We start from the raw sequence: 26,821 nt of genomic DNA, 5'->3' as shown, positions 1-26,821 counted from the left end.
AGCTGCCATCGCGACAAGCGCGGCGAATTCACACTTGGTCCGCGATGCGTGAGTTTGTCGATCGCTGGATTTCGCAGTCGCAGCTAAAGTCCGGTCTGGTGGGCCGCACCGCAGCGATGCGCGCCCTCGGTCAACGGCAGCAAAGGGCCGATCTCCTAACAAGTTGTGGAAAGAAATTACGGGATCACCTTAGATCTCAGCGTTATCGCTCAGATTGAACCAAGTTGGCTATGCTAGTTCGCTGATCATCGATTTCAGATGGCGCATGTCGGTACCGCAGCATCCTCCAAATACTTGGATCGACGGATTCTGCCTCGCAATCGCGGCAATCTGTTTACCAAGTTCAGCTGGATCGCCTTCGTCCAGCTCATCTGCTTCGTCAAGTTCCGCATGCGAGCAACTCGAAGCGTTCGCCACAAGGCCTCTCAGCCGGGGGTGGTTGCCAAGCGCTCCGGCGAAATGGGTAGGGTGAGCGCAGTTGACCATAAAAAACAGCGCCGCCGAGTCGGTTGCTGCGTCGATCTGGTCAATTCCGTCCACAAGTTTGGTCCCGTCTGCCAGGCACCCGTCTGTCTCAACAACCAGAGACATGATGATCGGCAGTTCAGCGTCCCGGGCGGCGAGGATGCATCCCGCTGCCTCGCTTGGGCGGTTGAATGTATAAGCGGTGACCAGATCGAGGCTTGTGTCTTTCAGGCTGTGCATTTGAGCGGCGTGGTATTGACGTGCATCTTCGACGGGTACCGGCGGGATGTCGGCGTAAGGATCATGGCGCGGGCCGATGCAGGCCGACACCAGTACATCATCGCGAGCGGCAGCTTGGCGCACGTCTTCCATTAGACTGACCGCATCTTTGTTTACTTCGGCGAGCCGCTCTGCATCGTACCCCAAGGGCGCTGCCCGGTCGGCGTTCGCCATCCATGTGGGCGCATCAAGGATGCATCCGACATTCATTTCACGGGCCAGATCGACAAGAGCCTGCATTTGACCGGCCAGTATCACCCTGGTGCCAGGTTCTTCCAGCAATGGAAACGACGCGAAACCGGGAAGCTCAATTCCATGATTGAAAATCAGGTCGGTGCCAGTGCCGGCGTAAACCAGAAAGGGCTTGTTACCTTCGAGTGGGAGCTGTCGCGCCATTCTGATCCACGCCTATTGCCGTTACCTCTGCACAAGAAACCTACTTTGTCTCGGGCCTCCTGTGAACCTTAGGACTGCGACAGGGTGTATTCCGTCACTCTGATCCCCACGCCAGGCCAAACACCAGGTCATGTCTCGGTCGAAATCACCAGTGGCGACCGGCGCGCTCTGATTACAGGTGATGCAATCCATACAACCGCCCAGTGCTGGCATCCCGAGTGGCATTTTATGTTTGATTCCGATGCTGAGATGGCCGTGACATCCCGTCGGAAACTGTTGGAAAGCGCCTCGGAAACGGGATGTATTGTGCTGGGAAACCACTTCGCTTTGCCGTCTATTGGTCGGGTGAAGGCGGACAACGACGCGTTTCGCTGGGAGGACTAGCCCAGGTTGTATTTTGATGTGCGCGGGTCTGTTGTGGGATGGCGGCTGACGTGAAAGTTCGACGCGCCGCGCAGCTTACAGGCAATGATCGGCGAAACTAAATCTCGAACCCATTGGGCTATGTCACATTCCCTTGAATTCTTGTTTCACAAGCTTTCTCTCTTCACCATTTTGTGAAAGCCTGAAGCAGTTATGAGTGACAGAGTGTGCAATTTTCAGAAAACAGTGGTTCTTTCTGAACTCCAATCAGCTCTCTTGGACGGAATTTGTGATCACTGCGAGGTGACAAGTTCGGAACTGGCCAAGAGTGGAGAGGTGCTGGAAATATGTGGACAAGAGTACTGTTTCGATTATGAAACCGGTGTGTCCACGGAGACTGAAATTTTGTTGTGCCCCAGCTGTCACGAGGCAAACCATCTGGACGCGCAGCGACAGCATAACCCTTGCCACATCTCTGCAAGACGCAGCCGGGAAAACATGGGTTAGTCGATGGGTTCAGGAGGCGAAGCTTTGGAACGGTTTTTGCAAGAACCATCGCTGGTCCAATTTCGGTAGTCTGACAGACCAAGCTCGTCCCACATCCAGCCGAAATCATACTCAGCCACCGGAGAGCCGGTCTGGCGCGCGCTGCGGTTTTCGATTGTCTTCAGCCAGTCTATGACTTTCTTCCTGCCCGCCGTGCTGCGAACGGCCTGGCGCGGGGTCTTGCCATCCAGGGCAGGAATCGGCTGGTCAAGCGTATCGCGGTAATGCTGTTCGAGATATTCGTGGGCCATCTGACGGGCAAGGGCACGGGGGATGTCCTCTTCTTCTGCCACTCCGTTACTCGTGCTGTCATCCGCCATCATCTGTTCGGCGGTCTGGATTGATGTCAGCGGAGATTTCACCAGGTCGCCCAGGAGGTCCCGGACCAGGGCTTCGCCGCGTTCAGCGCGCGCTGTAGAGCTCACAGAAAGTGTGAGTGTCCGACCTTTCAGATCTAGGGACCCAAGCACGGAGGCCCCTGACATTGATTTGTCCAACACGAGGCCGGTGCCGTGCTTGGTGCCGGACGGGGTGTCGAGGTCAAGCCAGGTCCAATCCTTCTGGCCTGAGATCACGAGTTCTGCGGACTGTGTTAGCTTTTCAGATACCTGGCTTTGCGTCACTTTGCTGGCGAGGGGGAAGCGCATGTCGTGAAAGAGCAGGTTGTCGCCATCGCTGTTGCTGATTTGTGGTGGTTCCGGATCCAGTAGGTTCGGCAGATGTGCGAAGAGCCAGGCATTGGTGAAGAGGGGTGCGGAACGGTGTAGCTGATCCTGTGTCAGCCTCAGTTCAACGTCGGGGTTCAATTTCAACACGGAGCGGAGCCCGTCTTCAAAAAACGCGACGGTGTCGGGGTCGAATGGGAGCAGCGCCCCCGAGATCACGTTATAATCCCCCTGTGCGACAACCCGAGCTGCGATGCGATCCCATCGCTGCAGCATCTGCGTCGCGCTGTGTTCCCGGACGGTAACCGGCTCTGCGTCCGAAAGCATGTTGCGCAAGACCATGGATCTGCCGGGGTCTACCTCGCTCACCTCATAAAGGCTGACCGACGCGTCCCGCAATCCTTTGATATAGGCGCGGGTCTGCGCACTCTCCTTGGAACCGCTCCCTTTCAGATAAGCATCCGCAGCGTTTTCGGCGTCCGCTCCGAATGTCCTGCCCAGCAAATCTTCCAGGCCACCACCCCACAGGACCATCGGCCAATCCTCGCCCAGCAAGTCGCCCAGATCCTCGAACTCAAGATCGAAGGCCTCGAGCGCTGGCAGAAAATGCTCGTCCAACACATCAGCGAGCCGCTCATGCCAAATCTCGTCACGGGTGATAAACCCGATGAGCCCACCAAGATCGTTCCCCGTTGTCATCTTCAGCTTCTCCCTGTTTGCCGGACAGGGGCGATTTAGCGCAGATTGCAACCGCCAGCCAGCCCACACGCGTATGCAGACCTGCGTTACATGGAGGGACTTGTCATGGCGAATGCTATGTCTTTGGCTCCCGCCCAAAAAGCTCTGTGAAAAGCTTTTCGGAGCGGCGCAGGCCTTCATCGGTCAGTACCACCGATTTTGCCTTTCCAACCGGGTCCAGGATCAATCCGTTACGGTGCAGGCGATCAAGCGCTCCCCAGTCAAAGCCTTAGGGCCGTCCTGAACCCAGCGAATTCGGGGATGTTGCGAGCCGCTTCGACGACGGGTGTGAGCCCAACTAGTGGATTCGTCAGGGCGTTTCCGCCGGTATTCTATGATTGCTAAAAGATGGTGGTGCTGATCGCTGTCGTATTAGATTTTCCGCAAATATGCCCAAGAGACGTATCCCTTAAGCTTGCGCGCGCGCTCCAAAGAGACGCGGCACCAACGGGTGCCACCGGTCTGCTCACAGCCGTGAACTCGTAGTGCGGTTCCATTTGGAAGACCAACGATCACATTGAACCCTGTTCCAGGCCCACTGCGCATTTTTAGCATGTCACCGTCTTCGACGCCAAAAACCTCATATGTTCCGAGTGACGCGGCCGCCGCCGGTTTAACGTCCATGACGACCCCCAGGAACAAAGCCATTAGGGGTAAAAAGATTGCATTGCGCATCGCGATGTCCTGCTTATTGCCTCAACGACAATCGTAGCAACTCGGGTCACCAAGAGGAACAACTCCAAGACAGAAATGTAGGTGATACCAAAGCTTCAAACGCTACATTTCTTCCAAATGGTGGGGAACCCTGGCCCAGTTGGGGGCATCTTTCACAAAAACCTTGCTCGTTGGCTTGAAGTTGTTTGGCTCATCCAATGTCCCAGCCGCAATGCTCGTCAATCCGAAGGCTGTCACGCCCCACAGGCCTGATCCGCAGGTGCCACAAAAATGCTTGATGACAGGTCGACCTTCCTTTGAGGTCTTCTCAAAGGTCCGTGGTTTGCCTTTCAGCAGCTGCAGGTCTTCCGACTTTATCATGTACCCGGCATAACCGTCCGTTCCGGTCATCGATAGGCAATCACTGCAAAAACACATGAGTTGCATTACTGCGCTGCCAGTGACCTGGTATCGAACCTCACCGCAAAAACATCCGCCTTCCAAGATTTCAGCCACGTTGCCTTCATCCTTCTATTTCGTTTTGCAAGATATGAGAAAACCGTACCTACTCTGGCCAGTGGTCACAACGGTTCCAGCAGCGGAATGTGGAATGGTGCCAATATGAGCTCCTGTACCTGGATGGGTACGAGGCAAGCATCAGACAGATTGAGTTGTCGAATGTTTTCATCACGGTTCTGAATCCTTGCCAATTGACTGTTCCAGCAAAGTCATTGGACAGACGAGCTTTATTGATCGACAATCGCGTCATGGAGCTGACAGACACCACACCTGTGCACCTGATCCATGTGGACCCTGAGATCAACATGGCGCGGTTCTATGGCATCGAGTTGCAGCCGACGTTGTTTGGGGAGGTTTCAGTGCTTCGTACCTGGGGGCGTATTGGCACGAACGGGCAAGCCATGATGGTGACGTATGATGACGAAGCCCTGGCTAGTGAAGCGCTCCACAATCTCGAAAAGCAAAAGCTCCGTCGAGGGTATGTTCCGGTCGGTGAGTGACTTCGGGCTGCAGTCTGTTTCTGTGGCAAATCCCGAGCCTTTCGGCTCGTGAGCAGGCTCTAGGTTTCAGCCGACGTATCGGCTTCCACCCAGAACACCCCAGAATGATCTCCCTGTCCCAGTAGCCCCTGACCCGTCTCTTGCGAGCCGGGGCAGGGGCTTTGGGTCATGGTCGGTCCATGCCGTGGTGATCTGCCCATTCGGGTGACGGTCCCTTTTGCGCTCACGCAGGATCAGAGATCCTTTGTCCTTTCCTTGTGGGTCAGGCGGGATTTGGACAAGCCAAACGCTACCTTCCGTAAGGGGGAAGGCGCGGCCTCCCCCCTCGGACAAGACAAATAGACAATACCGTGTCCTCGCGCGCCTGCGCTGCGGGCCGCACCACTCTTGTCGATTGGTCCTGTCTCGCCCCTCTCCGCGTTCGCCACGGGGCAGGTTTTAGAGACGACGCCCTTTCAGGGCTCGGCTCAAAACCAGCACCAAAGGGGATCAACCCCAGAGGTCGCACCACAAAAGGAGAGACGGTTTTGGACATTGAAAAGACAAAAGACATCGACACTGACACCAGCCTGCAGGCGGCAGAGATTGCGACCCAGAATGACCTATTTCGGAAAGCGCTGATCGATCCGACTGCGGCAATCGAGATGCATTCTAAGGGAATTCAGGGTCAGGTATTTGTCACGCCCGGCGTGTCAGGTGAAGGGATGGAGTTCCAGACTGCAGCTTTGGCAGCGGTGGCGTCGGATGACCAGTTTGACGAGGGCAATGACCCCTATGGCGATCACACCTTTGGGGCGGTGACAGTCCGTGACCAGAAGCTGTTCTGGAAGATCGATCTTTACGACACGGACTACACGTATGGGTCCGACCGGCCGTTTGACACGTCAGTGACGCGCCGCGTTCTGACCATCATGTGCCCCAGCGAATACTGATCTCAATCCCAAACCGGAAAGGAGGTGAACACCATGAGCAATGAAATCTTGCAGCAACGTATCGCAGAAGCGTGGGCGCTAATCAGGAAGGGCGACAATTTCCACATCGCGCGCCGCTTCCTGATCCAACACGCAGCCATCTAAACGGCTCCGCTCTACCCCGGAAGGGGTAGGGCACCCTTAACACGATCTCAAACACTCAAACAAGGATTTGCCCCATGAGCAAAGTCGAAACATTCACCGCACCGGAAACCATCGAAACCGTATCCCTGTCCGATCTCTACCTGTCTGACATCAACCCACGACAGGAGGTTGGTGAGGAAGGTATTGCACTTCTGGCCGACAGTTTGGTTATGTGTGGCTTGATCCAGAACCTCAGCGGGTTGCGCGATACCGATGGCAAAGTCGCAATCGTTGCCGGTGGTCGCCGCCTACGGGCTCTGAACATCGCCGTGACTGAGCGCGCTGATCTGGCACAGGTTCCCGTTAAGGTCACGGACAATCCCTTCGTGGCTGAGCAATGGGCCAATGCGGAGAACACCGCCCGTGAAGAACTGGACCCTGTGGACGAGGTCCGTGCTTATGGCAAAATGGCCGAGAAATCTCTGTCTATTGCCAAGATCAGCAATGCGTTTGGCGTGACCGAATCCCATGTGCGCCGCCGCCTCGCGCTTGCCAGTCTGCCCGCCGCCGTTCTGGATGCGCTCAAAGCCGGTGAGATCAGCATGGGGCTGGCCAAGGCCATGACCGTCAGCACCGAAGAAGAGAAAATTCTGGAGGTTCTGGAACGGGCCAAAGAATGTCGGTGGTTCAGTGAGCATGATGTCAAACAGGCACTGACGTCGGAGGCTGTTAGCAGCACTAGCCGCAAGGCCGTATTTGTCGGGCAGAAGGCTTATGTTGAGGCGGGCGGCACCGTCACCGCTGATCTGTTTGCCGATGAAACCCTATTCAATGAAGGCGCGTTACTGGATCGTCTGTTTGCCGAGAAACTGGCGGTAGAAGCGGAAAAACTGCGCGACGCGGAAGGCTGGGACTGGGTGGACACCCATGAGGAAAGCTACATTCCCTATGGGTTCTCGGGTACGAAAGACATGCACCGTTTGGACATGGTGAGCCGGGACTTCACCGAAGGACAGGCCGAACGGTATGACGAACTTGCCGAACTCTATGAGGGTGAGGCTCTGGACGCGGATGGTGAAAAGGAGCTGGCCGCGCTTGAGGACTATACGGCGCCGTTCTATTCTGACGCGCAGCGCAAGCTGTCCGGCGTGTTTGTCTATGTCACCAACAATGGCGAGATCAAAACATCCCCGGCCTATGTCGCGGCGGAACATGTTCAGGCTGCCATTGAGGCTGGTGTTCTGGCCCCGGTCAAAGAACCGGAGATCAAGGAAGAACCAAAACCAGTTTATTCGCAGAAGTTCATCGACGACATGGTGGCGATCCGGCTGGCAGCGGTTCAAACGGCCCTGCTGGACAAGCCTGATTATGTGTTGAGCCTGTTTGCTTTCTTTGCCACCCCGGCCTCCGGTCTGAGCAGCAATCTGTTTGGGTTTGGCTATGGTGGTGCCGAGCGGAACACACCCGAGATCGATGACCAGTTCATCCTCGACCCGCGTCTTGGCGGAGAACGGGATGAAGCGGCACAGGCAGCCTATGACCAGTTCCACGAGATTGCCGCACAAGGCAGCGTGGAAGCGTTCAAAGCGTTTCGCGATCTGGGCAAGAAGACCCGCAATGGTGAGATCACGGGTTTTCTGGCCCGGCGGTTTCTGACCCAACGCCCGGAGTTCATGGCGGAGATCGAGGCTGAGATCGAGGCTGACATGCGCGCGATCTGGACCCCTTCGGCTGAAAACTGCTTCAAGCGTCTGAAAGGCTGGCAGCTGGATGATCTCTACAAAGACCTGCTGGACCTGCACATCGACGCCGACATGTTCAAAGCCTTCGCGAAATCCAAAAAGGGTGCCAAGAACGAGGCGCTGCACAAGCTCTTCAATGATCCAGAGCATCAAAAGGCACTGGGCGTGACCGAGGCACAGAAAGCCCGGATCGATGCATGGGTGCCGGATTGCTTCTGAAACTGGCAGGGCAGGGCGCAACGCGCCCTGCTTTTCAGCAATGATTTTTGATTTTAGTTCAATGGTATAGGTTGTTTTGACTTGAAAGGTTGTAGCCTGTAGGCTACATATAGGTATGATAGAAATTCGTAAGACGGACCTGTTCGACAAGTGGCTCAAGGGCCTGAAGGACCAAAGGGCGAGAGCCAGGATCTTGGTTCGCATCACGCGGTTGAGCCTGGGCAATCCCGGTGATGTGAAACCGGTTGGTGAAGGTGTGAGTGAACTGCGTATCTCCGAAGGGAAGGGGTATCGCGTTTACTATGTGTCGCGCGGTGACGTTTTGATCGTTTTGCTGTGCGGGGGAGACAAGTCATCCCAGCAAGCCGACATCAAAACCGCCAAGGCGATGGCAAGAGAGTTGGAGTGAAAAACATGGGTGTCAAAACAACGAAGTTTGAAGCGGCTGACTATCTGGACAGCCCGGAAGCCATTCAAGCCTATCTTGAAGCGGCTTTTGAAACCAGCGACACGGCGCTGATCGCGTCGGCACTTGGCGATGTTGCCAAGGCCAAAGGTATGTCGAGTGTGGCCGACAAATCTGGTCTGTCTCGGGAAAGCCTCTACCGCGCACTTAGCGAAAATGGCAATCCCGAGTTTGGCACGGTGCTGAAAGTGCTGAGCGCTGTGGGTGTGACGCTCACCCCGAAAATGCACGTGAATTAACCCACTTTAAAGGCTATCCACCATGTCCACCGATGCAGCTCCGTCTACGGTTGAAAAAGCCGCCCGCCGCGTCTGGAAATCCGCGCAGATGTTCGTCGGGTTTCATACAGACCAGAAGGGCAAGCCGCGCACACAGCCGAAGCTCTGGCCGCCAAAAAACGGGAGCGCGTCGATCCATGGTGATCCCAGCGCGCAGGAGGCCATCGTGGTCGTCAAAGCCGCTGATCCGGACGAGGTACAGGACGTGCAGATCAAGCTGCACCCAAACCGCATTGTTGTGCGCCGCGATGCAGATGCCTGGTGGCAGGGTGTCGCTGTAGATGAGCATACCGTGACGGTCCGAATGGCCGACAACACGATCATCGAAATCCGCCATGACGGATCGGTGAAGCGGCGCTCGGCAGAGGACGAAACCCATGTTGAAGCAGATGGCAGCATCTTCAAGTTCACGGAATTTGCCGAGGCGCATATGACGGGTGACGGGGTGGAAATGACCCGCCGCACAGAGGATCGCATTGCCACGATCACAGCTGACGGTGTTGTCGATCGCGCGCGCAAGCGTTAGCCTGTAAAGAATACCTCCAGATTTTCCTTTGGTTAAACTCGTGGCCCGCTTCGGTGGGCCTTTTTCTTGGCGTACTCATCACTGTATCTGCCCGTGCGCCGGTCTCGCCCCGCGACAGCGCTTGAGAGAGTTCTTGCGGATTACCGGGGCGTCCTACCGAACCCGCCAATCCAAATTGAGTCCGGCTGTTTACCTGATCCGCACAAGCACGGACCAGGGCCGGACCGTCCGGTCTTTGGCCTCCGCCAGTTGGATAGGGCGGTTTGCACCGTCCGTCATTCTTCATCCTTTGCGACGACGGTCATACCGACCCAGAAGGGCAACCCCCAACTTAGAACTGAGCGCCGCGCCTGTGTCGGATCGAGGTGATGTTGCCGCCATCAAAGACATCGTTTTGTTCAGATGTTCCGCGCGCAGCGATCCCAGAAAGCCTTGCCTTTCACCAGGTCTGACAGTTTCAAGTACGTTGCCGGAGAAGATCCTCGGCTGCGGTGTTTCTGAAGGGATGAACATAAGCGGGCAGTCGGGGAAGACGCGCGGCGCCCGGGCCGGGCGCCGCGCTTCAACAAGGAATGTCCCCTGCGCCTGCGGCGCATTCCGCGCGGATCAAATTCCCTGCTGACATCCCCTTGATGCCCGCTTTTCCCTTGTTCATCGAAACACGCCATAGCGAGGATCAAACAATGGCAACTCAAACTCTGAAACTGAGCGTCAAGACCGGTGAAAAAGAAGGCAAGACATTCTGGGATCGATGCGGGGTGCTCTTCGTCAATACCGATGAGACCGGCACCATCACCTCGATCCAGGTCAAGCACAGCATGTTCCCTGGCGTTGAGATGGTGGCCTTCCCGAAGCGCACCGATGACGATCCCGTCACCGAATGACGGGAGGGCAGGGCGGCGCAAGCCGCCCTTTCTTCTGCTCCGGCCGCAGGCCGGACCACATATGCGCCACAGGTGGCGCGCGGTCCTAAGACCGGGCAGGGGTGCCGACCTGCCCCAATGCGGCAGCAGACAACCCTGCCACACCCGCCGCGAAAGCGGCGGGACATTGAGCGCGCTGAGGCGCGCGGAAAATGCCATACTGACCTTGAACGTGCCGGTATGTGACGGGCGCTGTTCGGGCAGCTCCCGCTTTGCGTGATTGCCCTGCGCCGGTCCACCGGCACCCACGCCTGCTGGCTGGAAAAGGGGCAGGACCCTTTTCCCGGCGTGGAGATTGCCTCCAAGAGCAAAACTGTTCCGGGGGCAATTTGAGAAAATACGGATTTCTAAAATCACCCCCGGTTTCCTCTTGGAGAGTATGACAGGATAAGGTAGTTGTGTTACAAGTCATAAAAACAACCAGAGGTATACATTGAGCAAGCCCGGCGACACCACTGTCTTTTCCGTTCGATTGCCGTCAGATGCGTTGGTGCGTTTGGAGGAGGCCGTGCAGTCGCTTGGGGCCAAGAGCCGCAACCAGATCATCCAACGACTGATCTATCGTCTGATCGGGTATCTCGATCCTGACCCGGCCGTTGTCGATCTCTGGCAGACGCACTTGCGGCAGGTTCAGGGTGGATACACCAACCTCAATCAGCTCGCAAAATCGGCCAAACGCGGTTCGGTGATCTGGACCGATGACGACCGGCGCGATGTCGAAAACCTCCATCGTGCGATCATCCAGCACCGGCAAGACCTGAAGGCGCTGATCACCGCGGCCCGCCGAAACCGAGAGCCAGACTCCGCCATTCGCCGAATCTTGCGCGACGATGAGAGGACATCTGAAGCATGAACGTCGCGGCTCACAATTTGACGGCAGGGGACTTTCTGGAGCTAGCCTTCCGGGAAGCGCAGAAGGGTATCGATCGGTCCAAGCAGATCAGCCAGCAGCTGCAAACCGCCAAGCGCATGAAGTTCATGATCTCGCGGGCCTCATCCATCAAGGCGCGGCTTGGTGCTGTGGTTGGAAAGCCCGAGGCGGTTGTGAAACACGTCCGCAAAGGTGGGGTGAAAAAAGCGCATGAGCTGCGCCGCCAGATCAATTACCTGACCGTCAGGGCAGAGGGCGTGTTGGACATCCGCGACAATGGTGTGACCCCGCTCGATGCCGATCAGGTGAGTGATCTGATCGAGACCTGGGCCGAGGATTTCAACGGGAAAACCAACTATGGTTATACCCGTCACATGATCGTTTCTTTTCCCGAAGGCACCTATCCGGATGCCGCGCATGAGGCCGGTTTGGACTTCGCGGATCGCCTGTTTGGGAGCGGTGATTTTGGCGATACCTGGGACTATCTGACCGTGTTCCACAACGACACTGACAACCCCCATGTCCACATCGTTGTGAATAACCGAGGCGTGGAACATGGGCAGTGGTTGGCTATGGGTATGAGCAGCGACATGAACATCGACGTTCAGCGCTCTATCCAGGTTGAGGTTGCCGAAGGATACGGAATTGAGCTGACCGCAACGACCCGCCTTGAGCGCGGTTTGCGGCAGGAAGTTGAGACCGACACGTGGAAGGTTCAGGCCGGACTGTCTGTTGTTGAAAGCACTCCGGAGGTTGAAGTTACGGCCCGCGACATGGCCGGTGATGTGATGACACTCTCCATCGCAAGAATGTCGGATCTGTTTGATGAGCGCGCCAACGCTGTCAAAGACCGGATCGAAGAGTTTGCCATCCAACTCGTTGAAAGTGAGGAACCTATGGTATCGAGAATGGAACATCTGCTGGATCAAGCCCATCATTTTGATGATTACGGCGAGCCAGGAGACCCGTCTTATGTGTCGCCCGAAGTCATGAGCAACTTGCGGCGACACATCGAATTAGGCGGTTCTGAGGAAACAATCGCACCCGAGCTGAAGGCTCAGGTTGTTGCCCATATCAGCGACGTTCGGGACAACGAACAGAGCCATCCGTATCTGTCTGCCCTTGCTGATATTGTCGATGACAAGGCGTTCCAGTCGTCCGCTGATTATGCCCCGGCAGCACGCCGGTACGAGGTCTATATACAGGACACCTTGGGCAAGGGGGCCTATGAGGACTTCCAGACTCAGACCAAAGAATTGCTGCAATCCATCGACAAGATGGAAGGGCTGGCCCGTGAGGTTGACGACCCTCATCTGCGTGTCGCTATGGATATTCAAATTGGCGAGTTGAAGGGCGACGTTGCGGACCTGCGCACCAACGATCCGGACCTTCAAGCCTTCATCATCGAGGACCGCCGCTATTCAACGATGATGGGAATGGGCACTGCCGAAATGGATGTCTTGGATTATTCAGAGGCCGGCAAGTGGGCAGCGATCCGCAAAGAAGTCACCGACACGGCCAGCAGCTACGGCCTCGATGGCGAGGCGTTCGTTGCCCGCTTTGGCGATCATCAGAACGTCACCCTGGGTACAACAATGGGATGGCGCAGCGACGACATTTCGACCGCCGCGGCCCACTTCCAGGCGCAAGGATTACCCGACAGCCACGACCGCGCTGAGGCCGTTGTTGACGAGCTGCACCAGCTTGCGTCTTCCAGGATCATCGCAATCTCAGAAGAACTTTCAGACGTTCACGCCCACGCAACGCACCCGCTCTTGCAGGGGCGCGGTGACGATGACGGGCACAGCTTGTAAGGACTTTAACCGGTCTGCCTGATGCGCGCGCCAACGCCCCAGGCAGACCCATCACAGAGTTTTCCATCAACTCGCAAAGGAAAAACTATGGTTTCGCGTACAGACTATCTTTTGAACGAAGTCGAACACTTCGCACCCTATTCCAGATTTGATCAATCCGCCCCGCGTGAAGATCGCGTTTCAGAGCAGATCGACATCATCAGGAAAGAACAGCAGGCGATGGGCTTTGATCGTGCAGCCATCGCCTCAAACAGCTTCGACATCGAGGACCAGGCCAACCGCCGTGTTGACGAACATACTGCGCAACAAGATCTGGTCGAAGAATTCAAAATCGAATTTGAAGCTGCGGAGCGGTCAGGGGAGCCGGTTGATCTGAACGATATGCAGGCTTTGGTTTCTCAGCACATGAGTGATGCTCAGGAATACGATCTGTATCACCCTTACTATTCGTCCCTTGCGGATCTGAGTGGTGACAAGGATTTTCAGGAGTCCGACGACTACCAGTCGCCCGGTGATCGCTATGTTCAGTATATGCAATCCGCTTTGGGGGAGGCCATCTTTGAGAACTACGAGCAGCAGACCAAGGACATCGTGAACTCCATCGAGAACATGGAGGCTCTTGCACGAGAGGTCGAAGATCCACACTTGCGTGCCGCAATGGACGTTCAGATCGGGGAGTTGAAAGGCGATGTTGCCGAACTGCGCCCATATGACACCGACCTGCAGGCATACACTTTGGCTGATGACAGCTACACCACATCCATGAATGCGGCCGAGTTGGACAACCTGGACCCCACGGAAGCCGAAAAATGGCTGGCTGTGCGTGATGACATTGTGGCGACCGCGCACAGCTTCGGTCTCGACGGAAGCAAGTTCCTGGCCCGCTACAACGATCATGACAGCGTTTCAATCGGCACAACGGCGACTTGGAAAGACGCGGACATTTCCACCGCTGCCGCCCATTTCAACAGCCAAGGCGTTCCGGACAGCTACGAGCGCGCGGAGGCCGTTGTTGGTGAGCTGCACCAAGTTTCATCCAGCAAGATTGCCGCCGTGGTGCAAGAGATTGCCCATACCCGCGAACAGGCTACCCACGTCCATGAGTATGATGGACACAGTCTTTAACCACGGAGGACATGATAGATGATTGTTCGCGCCGGTGAATGTGTTGCCGGGAACAGCGAGACCACCGGGTTGGAGTAATGTGGGGTCTGTTCCGATTGGGACGGACTCTTGTCCTTGGACATTCCGGGCATTCGCTGCACCACGTTTGAATAGGCAAGAAGCGGACAAAACAGTCTTTCGCTGGGACTAAAGCAATGTCCGCTCATAGTTTAGTGATCGTGGTGACAGAGTTTATGATCGGCAAGAGACGCGAGCACATAGCAGTTCTCTGACACTCCTTCGTCATCACAGCCCTTCGAAATCCGAACCAGCTCTTTTTCAAGAGCCCGTAGTCGTTTGATCTTTGCTCTTACTTCGGAAAGTTGTGAGACGGCGATGTCCGTTGCGGCTTGGCATGAACGATCCGGGTGGCCTTGAAGCACAATCAATTCGGAGATCGCTTCAATTGAGAAACCAAGATCGCGTGCATGCTTGATGAAACTGAGACGCTCTAGCCCTGCCACATCGTAGCGCCGTTGGTTGCCTTCGGTGCGTTCTGGTGCGGCAAGCAGGCCCATTTCCTCATAGTAGCGGATAGTCGGAACTTTGACCTTCGTGCGCTTGGAAAGCTCCCCGATAGAAAACATGAAAATACCTCTTGAACCTCTAGTAACTAGAGACACTACACTATGGTCACGACAGATACAAAAAGGGCTTCCCAATGTCAGCATGTTGCGGACACAACGCCAAATTCGACGGCGTATCAGACGACTACAAAAGGAGGCTGTGGATTGTCATTGCTCTGAACGCGGTGATGTTCGTCGTCGAGATGACTGCCGGTCACTATGCAAAGTCTCAGGCACTTCAGGCCGACGCTCTAGACTTCCTTGGGGATGCTTTGACCTACGGTATCTCGCTGGCAGTGATCGGGGCTTCAATCCGTGCACGCACCAATGCCGCTCTGGCGAAAGGGGTGAGCTTGCTGCTGATGGGTCTTTGGGTGTTTGGATCGACCGTGTACCGGGTGTTCTATGTCGGAGTGCCGGAGGCCGAGATCATGGGCATCGTTGGCTTTTTCGCTCTTATGACCAATCTCGCAAGTGTTCTCTTGCTCGTCCGTTACAAGGACGGCGATGCAAATGTGCGCTCTGTCTGGCTATGTTCGCGTAATGACGCCATTGGCAATGTGGCCGTTATGTTTGCAGCTTTAGGCGTCTGGGGCACAGCTAGCGGTTGGCCTGACCTGATTGTTGCGGCGGTCATGGCAACGTTGTTTCTTTCCTCTGCTTTCCAGATCGTGCGCCAAGCGCTCGCCGAGCGTCGGGAAGTTGGCGAACATGAGCATGTTTGACGTGGATTATGACCTTTGATCTCGAATGATACGAAATCGGCTCAATTTAGTTGGAAATACCAAGGACTCTCGCCATGAACCTGAAACGCCGCCAAGTACTGACTTACGCCGCTGGCTTTGCCAGCACAGTACCATTTGCCGCGTTTGCGCAAGACACGCCTTCCGTCCGTGTTCTCAAGGATCCGAACTGCGGCTGTTGCCAGGTTTGGATCGACATCCTGCGGCAGGAAGGCTTTCGCATTACCGAGGAGCGCAGCTTTGGAACACAGCTTGTCCGCCACAAATTGGACAACGGCATTCCCGAAGAAATGATGTCCTGCCACACAGGCGAGATCGATGGCTATATGATCGAGGGGCATGTGCCGGTTGCAGACATTCGTCGTCTGCTGGAGGAGCAACCCAGTGCTGTTGGACTTGCTGTTCCTGGCATGCCCTACGGTTCCCCTGGGATGGGGCCGGAAGATCGTCGTGAGGCCTACGACGTGTTTTTGATCCTCAAGGACGGTAGCACCGAGGTGTTCAAGAGTTACGAAGCGGCCTGAGGCGACGTTCATCGAGCGGAAACAGTAAGGAGGAGAAGATGACGAAGCTTGGATTACGCACTCTTACCTTAAGCGTTCTGTCTATCACCATTGCTACAGTGGGTTGCGCACAACAACAACGAGGAGATTGGTGGGGTCACGGGCCAATGGGATCTAACCACATGAGGTCTGAGCACATGCGTGGTTGGGGGCACGGCAATATGGGGCCTGGCCAGCAGCAGCGCATGCAACGACATTGGACGTATATGAACGAGGACGTGCCCGCAGCCTACCGCGGGGCTCGGAGCACCATTCGTGCAACGCCCGAGAATGTTTCGGAGGGCAAGACGCTATATACGGAAAACTGCGCAAGCTGTCATGGAGCTGAGGGTTTGGGCGATGGTGAAGCCGGACGTTCGCTCGCGCCCTCTCCCGCTCTCCTACGATGGTTCGTTCAGATGCCGATGTCGGGGGACGAGTACCTTCTTTGGGCAATTTCCGAGGGCGGCGAACGCTTCGGAACAGACATGCCAGCCTTCAAGGAAGCGCTGAGCGAAGAAGACCTTTGGAAGATCATCGTTTATATGCGTGCGGGGTTCCCTTGATCTGTCGTCAATCTGTTGGTTTTTGATGAGTGTTTTTGCTGTCGATACTATGACGACAATTCTCAGCAGGCATAAAGCTGACAATGCGCCATTCTAGTAAGCTTCACGGAAGCGGACATATATGTAAGTCGCAGCACGAGCAGGTTAGGGCTCTCTCCTGCCGTTCTCTGCATATTGAAGTAAGGTCCGGTTCGGCCGCGTCCTGTTACCCCCGTCAAGTGAAGGCGCTACTTTCAGCCCGTTTGGCTTTCATTTTCTCCATCGCCATATCTTTCGCTGACCGACTTTTCCGCTTTGCGACCGTGCGCTGCGCATCAAATGCCGCCTGAAGTTCCTGGTCTTTTTCAGAAACCTCTTTCACCGGGGCAGGGGCCGGATTCGCATCCGCCAGAGCCTTTGCCGTGTCCCTGGCCTGTTCTTCAGCAAGATCCAGATGTGTACCTTTGATCTTTGGAGCATCACCCCCAAGGAACTGCATGAAATAGGGATCTTCGAAGTATCGGATCTTGTTTGCAATCACCGGCATCTTGCCTTCGCGGATCAGCACAACTTCATTTTCAGGCAATCGGCCAACGTGTTCGGGCCGGAGCAGGCGAATGCCTTCTTCACGCTCTGATATGCTGCCCATTTCCATCTTGCCGAGTGCTCGAGACTTCGACTTGCTTATGACCGTTTTGTCCCCGATGGACCTGGACACATGTTCGCGTACTTCGGAATCCTCTGAGGCGGCAAACATCTGGGTTCCAGCGTTTGCCAGCATCGCCCGCACACCCTCGTGCCCATAAATGTCCTGTAGGCGCGACAGTGTTTGCGAAATCACCACGAGCCTGCCCCCGAACGATCGCATGGTGTCATAGGCTTCAACAACGCGCTCAAGATGGCCGAGGCGTTGGAACTCATCGAGCAGCATCAAAACCTTGAACGGCTCATCTTCGCCCGGCTCAACAGTTTCGATGGTGTTCACCAGATCGAGGAAGAACAGGCGAATGAGCGTCCGGAACTCTTTGACCTTTTTCCCTGGCACGGAAAAGTAGATCGAGCTGGGGCGCCGACGCAGATCTTCAAAGTTGATGTCATTGCCCTGCGTGGCTCTTGCTACCGACGGGTTGCGCCAGAGCTGCAGGCCGGAGTTCAACATAACCGAAATCGTTGACCGCAGGATTTTGGATTCTTCGGCTGCAAGATTCAGAAACTCATCTGCAGCTCGCGCATATCCAACTTCTTCAGCCATTTTCTCATAGTCCTTTTGCTTGGTCGTTTTGACCAGGCGCAGGACTTCGGAAATGTATGGCCGCTTTCTTTTGATCGCCAGCATCGCCATTGCGCAGAACATGCCTTCAACACCACCCATAAAGCCCTGCGCGGACGAGCTGGGCGTGTCGAACATCTGAGTTGCAACCTGAATCACTTCTTCCCATCGCCGGTCCAGATTGTCGGCACGTGCTGCGCGGCGCAGAGGGTTGTAGCTGTGGCTTTTGTCGGGGTTCTCGGGGTCGAACACAAAAACCTCATCGCCCATTGCTGCCCGACGCGCGCCGGTTGTCTGGAAAATCTCGCCCTTGATGTCCAGGACGACGCAAGACCCATTGAAACGCAGGACATTCGGGATCACAAAGCCGCTGGTTTTGCCCGAACCAGACGGGGCAATGAACATCGCGTGCGGCTTTTGGACACCGGGGCCGGGCTTATAGTAGATCGCGTTTTTGTCCTTTGGCTCACCAAATTTGGCAAACACGATTTCACTATCCAATTTGTCTTTGAGCTTCAGAACCGACGCATAGCCTTCCTGGACGAGCTGAGGGGCCTTTGCAAAGGTCGCATCACCGTATTTCGTTGAGGGACCACGCAGCGCAGCCGCCACAAATGCAAAGGTCAAAACACCCACTGCGACCACCGCCACCAGACCCATGATCTGCTGCGTCTCTGCAGGCTGTGCCATGAACTTCTCTGGGATCGCCCAGATGTCCAGCCCGCGAAAGCCTCTGGTGTTGATGTATTCGAGCGCCAGCCCGACCACCAACACCGCGCAAGCCGAGGTAGCGATAAAGCCCATAGTACCGGCTATCGCGACCTTCTTGCCTTTGGGTAGATCCTGAAACTCAGCCATCGGTCAGCTCGCGTTTGAAGAAGCACACGATGCCAAATTCTGCACGTGCGACACCAACCATTTCCCAACCTTCTTTGCCCAGCTTTGCGAATTTCTCGCTGGCGTCGTCGCATTCCGAAAAAGGCACGTCTCGGTACTCGAATTTCTTCATCTTTGTACTCCTTCAATTCAGTTGTTCAGCAGTCATCAGAGGCGGGAAGATCACGCCGTTGACCTTCCGTTCGTCCCCGATTTTCTTCATGTGAACGATCATGTGAATGGTGGCCCGGATGTCATCGACCACTTCTGACTTTTGAACGGTCGGAGATCCGCGACGCACCATTTTGCTCATCCGTCCAATGGCATCTACGGGCGAGTTCGCGTGCATGGTGCAGACAGATCCATCGTGGCCGGTGTTCACCAGTTCCAAGAACATATTCGCGTCGTCGCCTCGGATTTCACCGCAGACGAGGCGGTCAGGCCGGAGGCGAAGCGCCGATTCCAGCAGCTTTGTTGGTGATCGAGGGCCATCTTCTTCGGAACGGTCGGCAAGCAGATCGACAGAATTGGGTTGCTCGATGTCCAACTCGGCCACTTCTTGAATCGTCACGATCCGTTCGCCCGGATCGACGCGCTTCAGCATTGCATTGAGGACAGTGGTTTTGCCGGACGAGGTGCCCCCGGCAATGATCACGTTCCATTTGCTAAGCATTGCAAGGTCGGCCAGCTCGTCAAAGTTCATTGTTCCGTCAGCGAGAACAGCCCGAGCATTTTCAAGCGCGCTATGATCGTTGTTTTCTGCCAACGCCGCCTCTTTGCTGGCGAAGCTGAACGCGCCCAGATCGACGTTTTTCACGCGCAGGAGACGGATCGCAACGGACCCCACGCCGGTTGTTGCTGGCGGAATCACGACCTGAACCCGCGCTTTACCCTGCTGTGTCGGCACGTTGGCCGTCGCAATCGGCTTCTTTTCTCCGAATGTTACATCGCTGAAACCGGCCACGCAGCGCCCGATGTTTTCTACATCGTCTCTGTTCAGAGTGATGTCTGTCCTGGTCATGTGCGTTGTGCCCATTTCTTCGACCCAGACCGATCCGTCAGGGTTCACAGAAATTTCGCTCAGGCTTTCATCGTGTAACAGATGCTCGATCTTGCCTGTATAGTATTCCAGAAGGCTATTCCCGTTCCGCCCGCTCATGTTCTTGTCCTTGGTAGAGCACTTTTTGGAACACTGGAGGTTGCCTTCGCTGCATCTCGGCTTTGCCTCGAACACGAAGGCATCCACATAAGATTCATTGCTTCCAAAAAGTGCTGAATTTGCTTCAAAAAAGGCCGCTACCGCACTCGATCATGCTGGCAGCGGCCGGAAAGACCGCTGAGGCGGTCGGCTCATTGGCTCGCTCTCAGAAGCTATCGAACACAACGTCGCGCTGCAGGATCGCGTTGATACGACTGCCCTGATCGACAAAGATTGTCGGAGTGATGCGCAGGTATTCATCAAGCGCCGCTGCCGTGGCGTTCTGCAGGTTAGACCCCACTTGGGTTGCCAGATCCGTTCTGACCGAGTTGTTGCTGTCGCTGTCAGACACCAGCGCCACAGGGGCAATACCGATGATGGACAACAACGCAGCCGTGCCGAACCGCTTCCCAAAGTGTGTGTTCACCCTGCCGGTCGCGCCGGTGCGGCCCTGTCCGTCCGTGCCAACTGAGCCGATCTGAGCGGAAAGGCCATCCGGTGTAATGACACGGCTCCAAACAATCATGATGCGCGTTTGCGCCAATGTCGTATCCGCTCGATACTCGCCATAGAGCTTCGATCCACGAGGCAGAAGCAAACGTGTGCCGTCCATCGAGTAGACGCCGCGTGTGATCGTTGCCACGACACTACCGGGCAGTTCCGAGCTGACCGCCCCACCGAATAGCGCCGACAAGACCGTGCCTTGCGTTAAGGTGCGCGACGGATCGTCAATGATCGAGGCCCCGACGATGGGTGGATATTCTTCGACCAGATTGTTTTGCCATGTCGTATTCGGGTTTTCCTGATAGCCGCGCTGTTCTTCAGGTAAGCGGGTGTCGTCTGGCTGGACTTGAACCGGCTGCGGCGCAGCAGGGAAGGGTTGGAAAATGACCGGCTGCGATCCACCATTGATCGGCTGGTAGTTTTGACCGGGTGCTTCCTGTGCCATCGCGCTTGACGCCAAAGCAACCAGGGCGAGGGTGAGTGCTGTTCTGTTCATCGTCAGCTCCATTAGTTTCTGCCGTATGGGTTTTCATCGAACACGATGCCGTCTGACTGGTTCTGGCGCTCGCGCATCCGCTTGAGTTCTTCAAGCCTGCGCCGCTCATCATCAGTCAGACCCGTAGTCTGCAAGTGGCTCATACTGGCGAGCGCCCGGGCCTCTGCATCAGCAACCGCCTGGGCAAGCTCAGTCTGAAACTTTTTCTCGCGCTCATCATATCTGACCTGAAGGCGTTCATTGGTCAGGTTCAGCGTTGCGATTTCACCGTCTTTTTCTGACAGCGAAACTTTGGCGTCCGTCAGCTCGTCTTGCAGATCGGAAATCCGGCCATTCTGTTGCTCGATTGTTTTCAGGGCTTGTTTCAGCCCTTCGGAATCGACCTGCGGCACTGCTACCGGTGTTGCCACCGCAATTTCCTCGGGCAAAGCCTCTTGTTCCGGCTCATCGACCTCTGGTCCCCGTGCGGTCAAAAGCCCGTATCGCTCGCCACCGCCTTGTTGCAAAGCGTCAACGCGGACACCCGTGTTGGTGCTTTTGTTTTCGTCGCCCATGACAAACCATACAAAGCCCAGGAACACCGCCCCTGCGATTGCAACAGTTATCAGCTTCTTTGGGTCGAACTTCTTCCGGACACGTTGCGACGGCTGTTCAGCCGCCGCCCGTGCCGCAATTGTCTGATCGCGGTTCATTACTTGCTGCCCCCCGGTTTAACTGTCTGTGAAGTGACGGGCCGACCGCTCACACTTGCCTGCTGAAACGCGTCGCCATCGTTTCGTACACAGATCGAAGTGTCCTCGATGCGCAGTGTCCAAAGATCTGAAAGGCCTTGCACCTGGATAATGCCGCGCTCTTTGACTGTGGTGTTCACCATCAGCTCGCGGCCATCAGGCAGGACACGGAAGATCCCCGGCAACTCCGCATCCTGCGGGATCTGCATATAGGTGTGAACGCCATCGTCCCACACGGCAGTAGGCGCGAAGTCAGCTTTGCCCGAGCGCGAGTAGTTTTGGTTGACGAAGCGGCCTGTTGGTTTCGGTTCGCTGCGCGCTACCGTGCCACGGCGCGTTGTAGTCCCGCCGCTGTTGTTTTTGTTGTAGAACGTGACCCGGAACGGAACACGTTTGCGTTCGGCGGCGCTCTCGGCCGGAACCAGATAGAAGTTGTATGTGCCGCGATTGGTCAGGACAGTCAGGTTTGAATCCGAGTTCAGGATTTCCGGCTTGAACGCAATAACGCGACCTTCCTGAAGGCGAGTGATCTGAAAACTTTCAGTGTCGCCCGCACCAATGCTGCGGACGGTTTCGCCCTGCGGAAAGTGAACATAGGTAATCAGGCGTTCACCCACAGGGATGCGGTACACCTGGTTCTCGACGTAATGGAAATGCGTGATGCGGTGATCCGCGTTCTTTCCGTCCGGTGTCGGTGTGATTTCAGCGAGCAGAGGCGTAGAGAATGCCAAAACTGCTGCGGCGGTGGCGGTGAGTGTTTTGAAAGAACGCTGCATCAGATGTCTCCCATTGCGTCTACGCGATAGTTGGTGACGACGAAGCCGAATGGATTTTCCAAAAGTTCGTCCATCGACGTCACGATTTTTTCCTCAAACCCATAGGTCACTGTGACCACGTAGCGGGCTGAGGCCGTTGCTTGGTTTGGAACGATCAGGGACTTGCGGATCTCGACCTGCACCGTCGCATCGTTGACCGGCGACACGCCCAGAATTTCGGTCTGCACCTTTGTCTTGGGCGTATAGATTTCGTCCGGATGGTTGTCGTTCGACCCGTCCCACAGTTCGCGGTAGGACGTTTCGGCCAGCTCATCAGAACGACGCAGCACCGATTTCAGGCGCTCGTTGTTGTCCTGGACATCATAGGTTTCCCGGTCGCGCACATAATTTGCGACTTCACGGAAGGCCATCGCCTCAGAAGGTTCCAGTTCTTCGACTTTTTCAGTCAGCAGGACCGGCAGTTTCGTGTCCGGATCAATGGAGAATGGCACCGCGCGGATTTCCTTCAAGGGAAGGAGCATCGCCCAACCAATCATAGAGGCCACGCCCATTGCCATGCCGACCATGCCGAATACCTGCCATTTGAAGGCATCGCGGCGTGCACCCAGAAAGAGTTCTTTTTCGTGATCTGTCACGTGTGACATCAGCTCAATACCTCGATTTAGGAAGATTTATTGACGCGAGCTTGTCGAATGCTCTGCCGGTAACGGTCAGCGGCGTAGCTCTGTCGAGCCGCCCCATCCTGATTGCGGGCTCTGTGTGCAATGTCCCGACGCGCTTGCATCGCGCGCGAGGCGCTGTCACGAACACCTGTCCCATCGCGGGCTGCGGAGGCCATCGCGGCGGCGGTTTTCCCACCGGCTACTGCACCCCTTGCGCCGTCGCTTGCAGTGCCCAATGCACTTCTTGCGGCAGCGACGGCACCAGTTGCCACGGCAAGACCCGAGGATGCCGAAACGATTGCACCCGACATTCCGCCCGCGAGCGATGGGATCTGCGTGAGCATCACGATTGACACAATGCAGATCGCCAAAAACCGGCCACTGGCCTCCATATTGTTCACATCCTCAACAGCGGTCAGTTCTGAGCTGAAAAGGGCCTGAATAAGAGAAACAATACCTGTCAGAACGACGATGACCATGATCAGGCCAACAGTCGTTTTCGCCCAGGCTGCGAAGATATTGGCTGTTGCTGAGCTGAGCAGCGTTGCGATGAAAACAGGCGCTAGTCCCAGCAGGACCGCCAGACCGCCTTTTGCGATCAGCGCCATGCCGGTGCCAAAAGCTACGATGACAGCCCCAACAACCCAGAGAATAGCCCCGGTGATGCTCAGGCCCCAGGTCGCGTTTTCAATGGCCTGCTGGCCCATCAAGAAACACTGAAGCGCAATGTCATCGAGTGCTTCCCAGACATTTGTTGTGCCGGTCAATTCTCCGGCAATCGTGTCTGGGAGGCTCGAAATGCCCTGATAAATGGGCTGAAAGAAGCTCCAGCTGGAAGCCATACCAATGATGATCGTCGCCCGAATGATCCAGCCGACATAGCCACCAAACCCGATTTCCCGGATTTGAAGCACACCGTTGATCAGCATTGCCACGAAGATCAGCGCGGCTATTGCCCAGAGGGCGGATGCAAGATCCGCCGCCAGGCTGTTGTATGCTTGCTGCGAGAAGTTATTAAGCGCAGCCTCAATCGAGCTGACGAAATCTTGGATCACGGCCCACAAGCCTCCTCAATTGCAGGGCGCAGAGCTTCCAGACGGGTCCGTTGCTCTTTTTTAAGCGCGGCAAGATTGTCGGACGGTTGGGTCCAAAACTCGTCTTGGTCAGCTCCGACCTTTTGGGCCGCGTCCTCACGGCTCAAACCACCCAGCGGACATTCGGTGCTGTAGGTCTCGCCAGACTTGCGCAGATTACATTGCTCGATGGTGGCCTCGTGCGCTGCTATGACCTGTTCATTCAGGATCACCACCGACCAGTTGGTCACAAGAGGCTGCTTGTCTGCGGATTGGCCCGCTTCGGCCATGCGCGCTTGATCGTCTTTGACGAATTGACGACCGTACTCACTCGCGCCCGAGTACCCAAGGCACTTACGATATTCATCGAACGGCATATCGACCTTGGGTGACGGGCGCAGCTTCACCTGTGCCGATGCAGCACCCGACATAACGACGGCGGCTGCAATGGTCAGGATGAGAGTTGAGCGGAGTTTCATTGTGAGGTTCCTCGTACATAGTTGCTGAGTGTCGAAAGATCAGCAGCGGTTGCAGCCAGATCCGTGCCCGACGCCAGAGCATTAGCCGAGGTTGCGCGCAAGATTTCAATTTCAACTTGCAGGAGTTTCAGGAGAACCGCCGTGTTATAGTCGATTGCATCCTTCAGATCTTCTTGCTGACCGATTTCACCGCGCAGTTTTTCAGCATCTTCGGAGAGCTGACCGGCCATGTCATAGCCATTCTCACCCAACGCCGACGCCATCAGGCCCGCACCACCACGCTCAGACAGGATGCGGCGAGCCTGCACATCCGATCCGCTGAAGTCGGACAAGATGCCATCGTTCAGGCCGAGGTTGATTGATCGACGTTCCATTGCCTGCGCAGCGACATCGGGCAGGCCGGAGATACCGCCCTCCGCTGCATCCAGTGCGTAGCCGAGCGTGTCAGCAGCAGTCGCCAGTTTCAAAAAGCTGCGGCTGTTGAACTCATCCAGATCTGTCAAACCGCTGATGGTTTTGAAGGAGTTTTCGAGCAATGCCCGCTGTTGTTCCAGTTTCTCGTACTGTTCCAGCAATTGCTCGTACTGGCGGACCATTTCAGCGATTTCTTTGGCCGAATTGGCGGCGTCCTGCGTGATGGATGCAGAGTCCACCACCGGAACACCCTGGGCCGATGCCATGACGGGCAGGGCGGCCAGAACTGAAACAGCAATGGTTGTGCGGAATTTCTTTGAAATATTCATCAGACAAGCTCCAAGTTTTCAGGGGGGGTCATGCGCTCAAAGTCGCAGGCGCATTTGCTGCGATAGCCCGAATAGGTGCTGGTGCAGGCTGAGACAGCGGCCAGAACTACAAGGGCGATTACAAGGCGGGTTTTCATGTGATTTCCTTCCAGAAGTTGGGGTTTTTTCGCCAGTCAGGATCAGGGAACGATTTTCCGTCTGATCCGCTCAGAACACGGAGAAGCGGGCCGAGAGCGCCGACATCGACATCGAGCCAAACACTCTCATCACCCTTTTTCATGAGCATTACGCGGTCGCCAAAATGCGCCCTCAGCGCGGCCAGCTCTGAATCGTTCAAGCCGATTGCCCGGTAGTCTGCTTCATTGCCGGATCGAGAGGGGAACAAGAGCTGCGTGCTGGTGTTTTCCAGGATCGACTTACTTGCCGCCGACGACAGGAGGTGATCGGGGATCTGCGTCATCATCATCATCATGACGTTCAGCTTCCGATACGTGGTGTAGGCATTTATGAGAATGCCAGCGCCATAAGGGTTGCCAGCAATTACCCATGCTTCATCAATCACAAAGACAGTGGGTATCTTGGTGGCGCAGCGGCGTTCGATCTGGCGCATGACGTAGCTGATCCATGCCAGCCGCACCAACTCGTCATCCAGAACCTCGGAAATGTCGAAAACAAGATGACGGGCGCCAGCAGCAAACGGATCTGAGCCACCCTCGCCAAACATCCAGGACAAGCGGCCTTCGCCAGCCCATTCACTTGCACGCTTGTACAGGTTCTTGTCATCGTCAAAGGCTCTGAACCGTTCCACCAATGAATCGAAGTTCTGAAGCGCAGGCGGCAAAGTGGCATTCGCTTGGCAAGCCCGCGTGATTTCATCCTTTTGATCGGTGGTCAGTGGTTCGTCATAGCTCAACAGGGCAATGACCCAATTGGCGAGCCAGCTTTGCCCAGCCTCATCCGTCTCGGTCTGAAACGGGTTCATGCCGGTTGGTTCACCAACTCGGACGCGGGTGTACTGTGCGCCGAGCGCACGCATGGGGGCCTCCATCGCCCGGTCTTTGTCAAAAGCGATGATCCGCGCGCCCTGTGCAACCGCCGTTGTCGCCAGCAGCATCGCGGTCACAGTTTTACCCGATCCGTTCGGCCCCAGAACGATTGTGTGGCCGGAGGGCAGGTTTTCAGCGTCTTTGCTGGTCTTGGGAAGGTGCAGCGAAACATCGTAGCTGTCCCCGTGCGTTGTCGGCAAAGTCGCCAATGGCCCCGGCCAGGGCAGCTTTTCCGCATCCAACCCTTTAGGGCGCATGTGGAACGCAACCATGTCCGCAAAGTTCTGGTCCGTGATCAGTTCTTCACGAGGACGGAATGCGAAGTTGCCGGGGTGCTGCGCGAAGTACACCGACCGCGCCGACATCGCTTCGCGTTTGACCGTGCCGC

31 protein-coding genes and 1 pseudogene are annotated in these 26,821 nt (G+C 56.0%); 14 read left to right on the top strand and 18 right to left on the bottom strand.

Features of this window, described 5'->3' with window-relative positions:
* Window positions 1–228: 228 nt before the first annotated feature.
* A complete protein-coding gene (locus GOV80_RS19665; protein ID WP_170417800.1) occupies window positions 229–1,140 on the bottom strand; it encodes a homocysteine S-methyltransferase family protein in 912 nt (303 codons plus the stop codon).
* Between the two features lie 84 nt (window positions 1,141–1,224).
* Here GOV80_RS19665 and GOV80_RS22595 point away from each other — a divergent pair, with 84 nt between their 5' ends.
* The gene (locus tag GOV80_RS22595) at window positions 1,225–1,524 is read left to right on the top strand and encodes an MBL fold metallo-hydrolase (protein WP_170417797.1); all 300 of its coding nucleotides are present in this window, start codon (window positions 1,225–1,227) and stop codon (window positions 1,522–1,524) included.
* A 482-nt stretch (window positions 1,525–2,006) separates the two neighbouring features.
* Here the strand turns inward: GOV80_RS22595 and GOV80_RS19655 are convergent, their stop codons facing one another.
* The 4 genes and pseudogenes from GOV80_RS19655 to GOV80_RS19645 all read right to left on the bottom strand — a co-directional run bounded on the left by GOV80_RS19655 (window position 2,007) and on the right by GOV80_RS19645 (window position 4,622).
* Window positions 2,007–3,413, bottom strand: coding sequence for a DUF7986 domain-containing protein (locus GOV80_RS19655; RefSeq protein ID WP_174819503.1), 1,407 nt, complete (start codon window positions 3,411–3,413; stop codon window positions 2,007–2,009).
* A gap of 115 nt (window positions 3,414–3,528) precedes the next feature.
* Window positions 3,529–3,669, bottom strand: a pseudogene (locus GOV80_RS22755) (DUF6429 family protein); the annotation flags it as partial.
* Between the two features lie 155 nt (window positions 3,670–3,824).
* Window positions 3,825–4,127 (bottom strand): SH3 domain-containing protein, encoded by a 303-nt coding sequence (locus GOV80_RS19650; RefSeq protein WP_152460662.1) that lies wholly within the window; start codon window positions 4,125–4,127, stop codon window positions 3,825–3,827.
* 102 nt (window positions 4,128–4,229) lie between these two features.
* Window positions 4,230–4,622 carry a GFA family protein gene (locus GOV80_RS19645; protein ID WP_152460663.1) on the bottom strand — a complete coding sequence of 131 codons (393 nt, stop codon included), beginning with the start codon at window positions 4,620–4,622 and terminating at the stop codon, window positions 4,230–4,232.
* Window positions 4,623–4,837: 215 nt separating this feature from the next.
* Between GOV80_RS19645 and GOV80_RS19640 the strand changes: the two genes are divergently transcribed.
* From GOV80_RS19640 to GOV80_RS19595, 10 genes are all read left to right on the top strand, one after another.
* Window positions 4,838–5,125 carry a WGR domain-containing protein gene (locus tag GOV80_RS19640; protein ID WP_237215935.1) on the top strand — a complete coding sequence of 96 codons (288 nt, stop codon included), beginning with the start codon at window positions 4,838–4,840 and terminating at the stop codon, window positions 5,123–5,125.
* Between the two features lie 527 nt (window positions 5,126–5,652).
* Entirely contained in the window at window positions 5,653–6,057 is a 405-nt protein-coding gene (locus GOV80_RS19635) for a DUF3768 domain-containing protein (protein ID WP_152460664.1), read from the top strand.
* A gap of 218 nt (window positions 6,058–6,275) precedes the next feature.
* Window positions 6,276–8,141, top strand: a complete 1,866-nt coding sequence (locus GOV80_RS19630) for a ParB/RepB/Spo0J family partition protein (RefSeq protein ID WP_170417794.1) — start codon at window positions 6,276–6,278, stop codon at window positions 8,139–8,141.
* A 115-nt stretch (window positions 8,142–8,256) separates the two neighbouring features.
* The gene (locus GOV80_RS19625) at window positions 8,257–8,550 is read left to right on the top strand and encodes a type II toxin-antitoxin system RelE/ParE family toxin (RefSeq protein ID WP_170417791.1); all 294 of its coding nucleotides are present in this window, start codon (window positions 8,257–8,259) and stop codon (window positions 8,548–8,550) included.
* Window positions 8,551–8,555: 5 nt separating this feature from the next.
* Window positions 8,556–8,846 (top strand): addiction module antidote protein, encoded by a 291-nt coding sequence (locus GOV80_RS19620; protein WP_152460667.1) that lies wholly within the window; start codon window positions 8,556–8,558, stop codon window positions 8,844–8,846.
* 22 nt (window positions 8,847–8,868) lie between these two features.
* A complete protein-coding gene (locus GOV80_RS19615; protein WP_170417788.1) occupies window positions 8,869–9,411 on the top strand; it encodes a hypothetical protein in 543 nt (180 codons plus the stop codon).
* A 683-nt stretch (window positions 9,412–10,094) separates the two neighbouring features.
* Window positions 10,095–10,295 (top strand): hypothetical protein, encoded by a 201-nt coding sequence (locus tag GOV80_RS19610; RefSeq protein WP_170417785.1) that lies wholly within the window; start codon window positions 10,095–10,097, stop codon window positions 10,293–10,295.
* Between the two features lie 472 nt (window positions 10,296–10,767).
* Complete coding sequence (locus GOV80_RS19605; protein ID WP_170417782.1) at window positions 10,768–11,187, top strand: hypothetical protein; 420 nt, start codon at window positions 10,768–10,770, stop codon at window positions 11,185–11,187.
* The gene (locus GOV80_RS19600) at window positions 11,184–13,019 is read left to right on the top strand and encodes a relaxase/mobilization nuclease domain-containing protein (protein WP_170417779.1); all 1,836 of its coding nucleotides are present in this window, start codon (window positions 11,184–11,186) and stop codon (window positions 13,017–13,019) included. The genes GOV80_RS19605 and GOV80_RS19600 overlap by 4 nt, the downstream gene beginning before the upstream one ends.
* Before the next feature lie 21 nt (window positions 13,020–13,040).
* Window positions 13,041–14,144 (top strand): hypothetical protein, encoded by a 1,104-nt coding sequence (locus GOV80_RS19595; protein WP_170775031.1) that lies wholly within the window; start codon window positions 13,041–13,043, stop codon window positions 14,142–14,144.
* A gap of 209 nt (window positions 14,145–14,353) precedes the next feature.
* On the opposite strand, the gene GOV80_RS19590 is transcribed toward GOV80_RS19595, so the two are convergent.
* Window positions 14,354–14,770, bottom strand: a complete 417-nt coding sequence (locus GOV80_RS19590; RefSeq protein ID WP_170417773.1) for a MerR family transcriptional regulator — start codon at window positions 14,768–14,770, stop codon at window positions 14,354–14,356.
* Between the two features lie 74 nt (window positions 14,771–14,844).
* Here GOV80_RS19590 and GOV80_RS19585 point away from each other — a divergent pair, with 74 nt between their 5' ends.
* The 3 genes from GOV80_RS19585 (at window position 14,845) to GOV80_RS19575 (ending at window position 16,600) form a co-directional block, all read left to right on the top strand.
* The gene (locus GOV80_RS19585) at window positions 14,845–15,474 is read left to right on the top strand and encodes a cation efflux transmembrane domain-containing protein (RefSeq protein ID WP_170417770.1); all 630 of its coding nucleotides are present in this window, start codon (window positions 14,845–14,847) and stop codon (window positions 15,472–15,474) included.
* 74 nt (window positions 15,475–15,548) lie between these two features.
* Window positions 15,549–16,016, top strand: a complete 468-nt coding sequence (locus GOV80_RS19580) for a DUF411 domain-containing protein (protein WP_170417767.1) — start codon at window positions 15,549–15,551, stop codon at window positions 16,014–16,016.
* A gap of 161 nt (window positions 16,017–16,177) precedes the next feature.
* Complete coding sequence (locus GOV80_RS19575) at window positions 16,178–16,600, top strand: c-type cytochrome (RefSeq protein WP_170474328.1); 423 nt, start codon at window positions 16,178–16,180, stop codon at window positions 16,598–16,600.
* A gap of 214 nt (window positions 16,601–16,814) precedes the next feature.
* On the opposite strand, the gene GOV80_RS19570 is transcribed toward GOV80_RS19575, so the two are convergent.
* From GOV80_RS19570 to GOV80_RS19515, 12 genes are all read right to left on the bottom strand, one after another.
* Complete coding sequence (locus GOV80_RS19570) at window positions 16,815–18,707, bottom strand: type IV secretory system conjugative DNA transfer family protein (protein WP_170418000.1); 1,893 nt, start codon at window positions 18,705–18,707, stop codon at window positions 16,815–16,817.
* Window positions 18,700–18,858: a hypothetical protein gene (locus tag GOV80_RS19565; protein ID WP_170417997.1), complete on the bottom strand. Its 159-nt coding sequence runs from the start codon at window positions 18,856–18,858 to the stop codon at window positions 18,700–18,702. Before GOV80_RS19565 ends, GOV80_RS19570 begins: the two co-directional genes overlap by 8 nt.
* 12 nt (window positions 18,859–18,870) lie before the next feature.
* Window positions 18,871–19,884 carry an ATPase, T2SS/T4P/T4SS family gene (locus GOV80_RS19560; protein WP_170417994.1) on the bottom strand — a complete coding sequence of 338 codons (1,014 nt, stop codon included), beginning with the start codon at window positions 19,882–19,884 and terminating at the stop codon, window positions 18,871–18,873.
* Window positions 19,885–20,089: 205 nt separating this feature from the next.
* Window positions 20,090–20,923 (bottom strand): TraB/TrbI/VirB10 family type IV secretion system protein, encoded by an 834-nt coding sequence (locus GOV80_RS19555; protein WP_170417992.1) that lies wholly within the window; start codon window positions 20,921–20,923, stop codon window positions 20,090–20,092.
* An 11-nt stretch (window positions 20,924–20,934) separates the two neighbouring features.
* Complete coding sequence (locus GOV80_RS19550; protein WP_170417989.1) at window positions 20,935–21,615, bottom strand: hypothetical protein; 681 nt, start codon at window positions 21,613–21,615, stop codon at window positions 20,935–20,937.
* Window positions 21,615–22,430, bottom strand: coding sequence for a TrbG/VirB9 family P-type conjugative transfer protein (locus GOV80_RS19545; protein ID WP_170417985.1), 816 nt, complete (start codon window positions 22,428–22,430; stop codon window positions 21,615–21,617). The genes GOV80_RS19550 and GOV80_RS19545 overlap by 1 nt, the downstream gene beginning before the upstream one ends.
* A complete protein-coding gene (locus tag GOV80_RS19540; RefSeq protein ID WP_170417982.1) occupies window positions 22,430–23,074 on the bottom strand; it encodes a VirB8 family type IV secretion system protein in 645 nt (214 codons plus the stop codon). The genes GOV80_RS19545 and GOV80_RS19540 overlap by 1 nt, the downstream gene beginning before the upstream one ends.
* A 17-nt stretch (window positions 23,075–23,091) precedes the next feature.
* Window positions 23,092–24,147 carry a TrbL/VirB6 family protein gene (locus tag GOV80_RS19535; RefSeq protein WP_170417979.1) on the bottom strand — a complete coding sequence of 352 codons (1,056 nt, stop codon included), beginning with the start codon at window positions 24,145–24,147 and terminating at the stop codon, window positions 23,092–23,094.
* The gene (locus tag GOV80_RS19530; RefSeq protein WP_170417977.1) at window positions 24,144–24,644 is read right to left on the bottom strand and encodes a hypothetical protein; all 501 of its coding nucleotides are present in this window, start codon (window positions 24,642–24,644) and stop codon (window positions 24,144–24,146) included. Before GOV80_RS19530 ends, GOV80_RS19535 begins: the two co-directional genes overlap by 4 nt.
* Window positions 24,641–25,387 (bottom strand): type IV secretion system protein, encoded by a 747-nt coding sequence (locus GOV80_RS19525; protein ID WP_170417973.1) that lies wholly within the window; start codon window positions 25,385–25,387, stop codon window positions 24,641–24,643. Before GOV80_RS19525 ends, GOV80_RS19530 begins: the two co-directional genes overlap by 4 nt.
* Window positions 25,387–25,524, bottom strand: coding sequence for a hypothetical protein (locus GOV80_RS19520; protein WP_170417970.1), 138 nt, complete (start codon window positions 25,522–25,524; stop codon window positions 25,387–25,389). The genes GOV80_RS19525 and GOV80_RS19520 overlap by 1 nt, the downstream gene beginning before the upstream one ends.
* The coding region (locus tag GOV80_RS19515) for a VirB4 family type IV secretion system protein (protein WP_419555663.1) at window positions 25,521–26,821 on the bottom strand (1,301 nt) is incomplete at its 5' end. The genes GOV80_RS19520 and GOV80_RS19515, both read right to left, overlap by 4 nt.

Origin of the sequence: Ruegeria lacuscaerulensis (assembly GCF_013034685.1) — a bacterium.
GTDB classification, from domain to species: Bacteria; Pseudomonadota; Alphaproteobacteria; order Rhodobacterales; family Rhodobacteraceae; genus Ruegeria; species Ruegeria lacuscaerulensis_B.
This window is presented reverse-complemented; position numbering and strand designations above follow the sequence as displayed.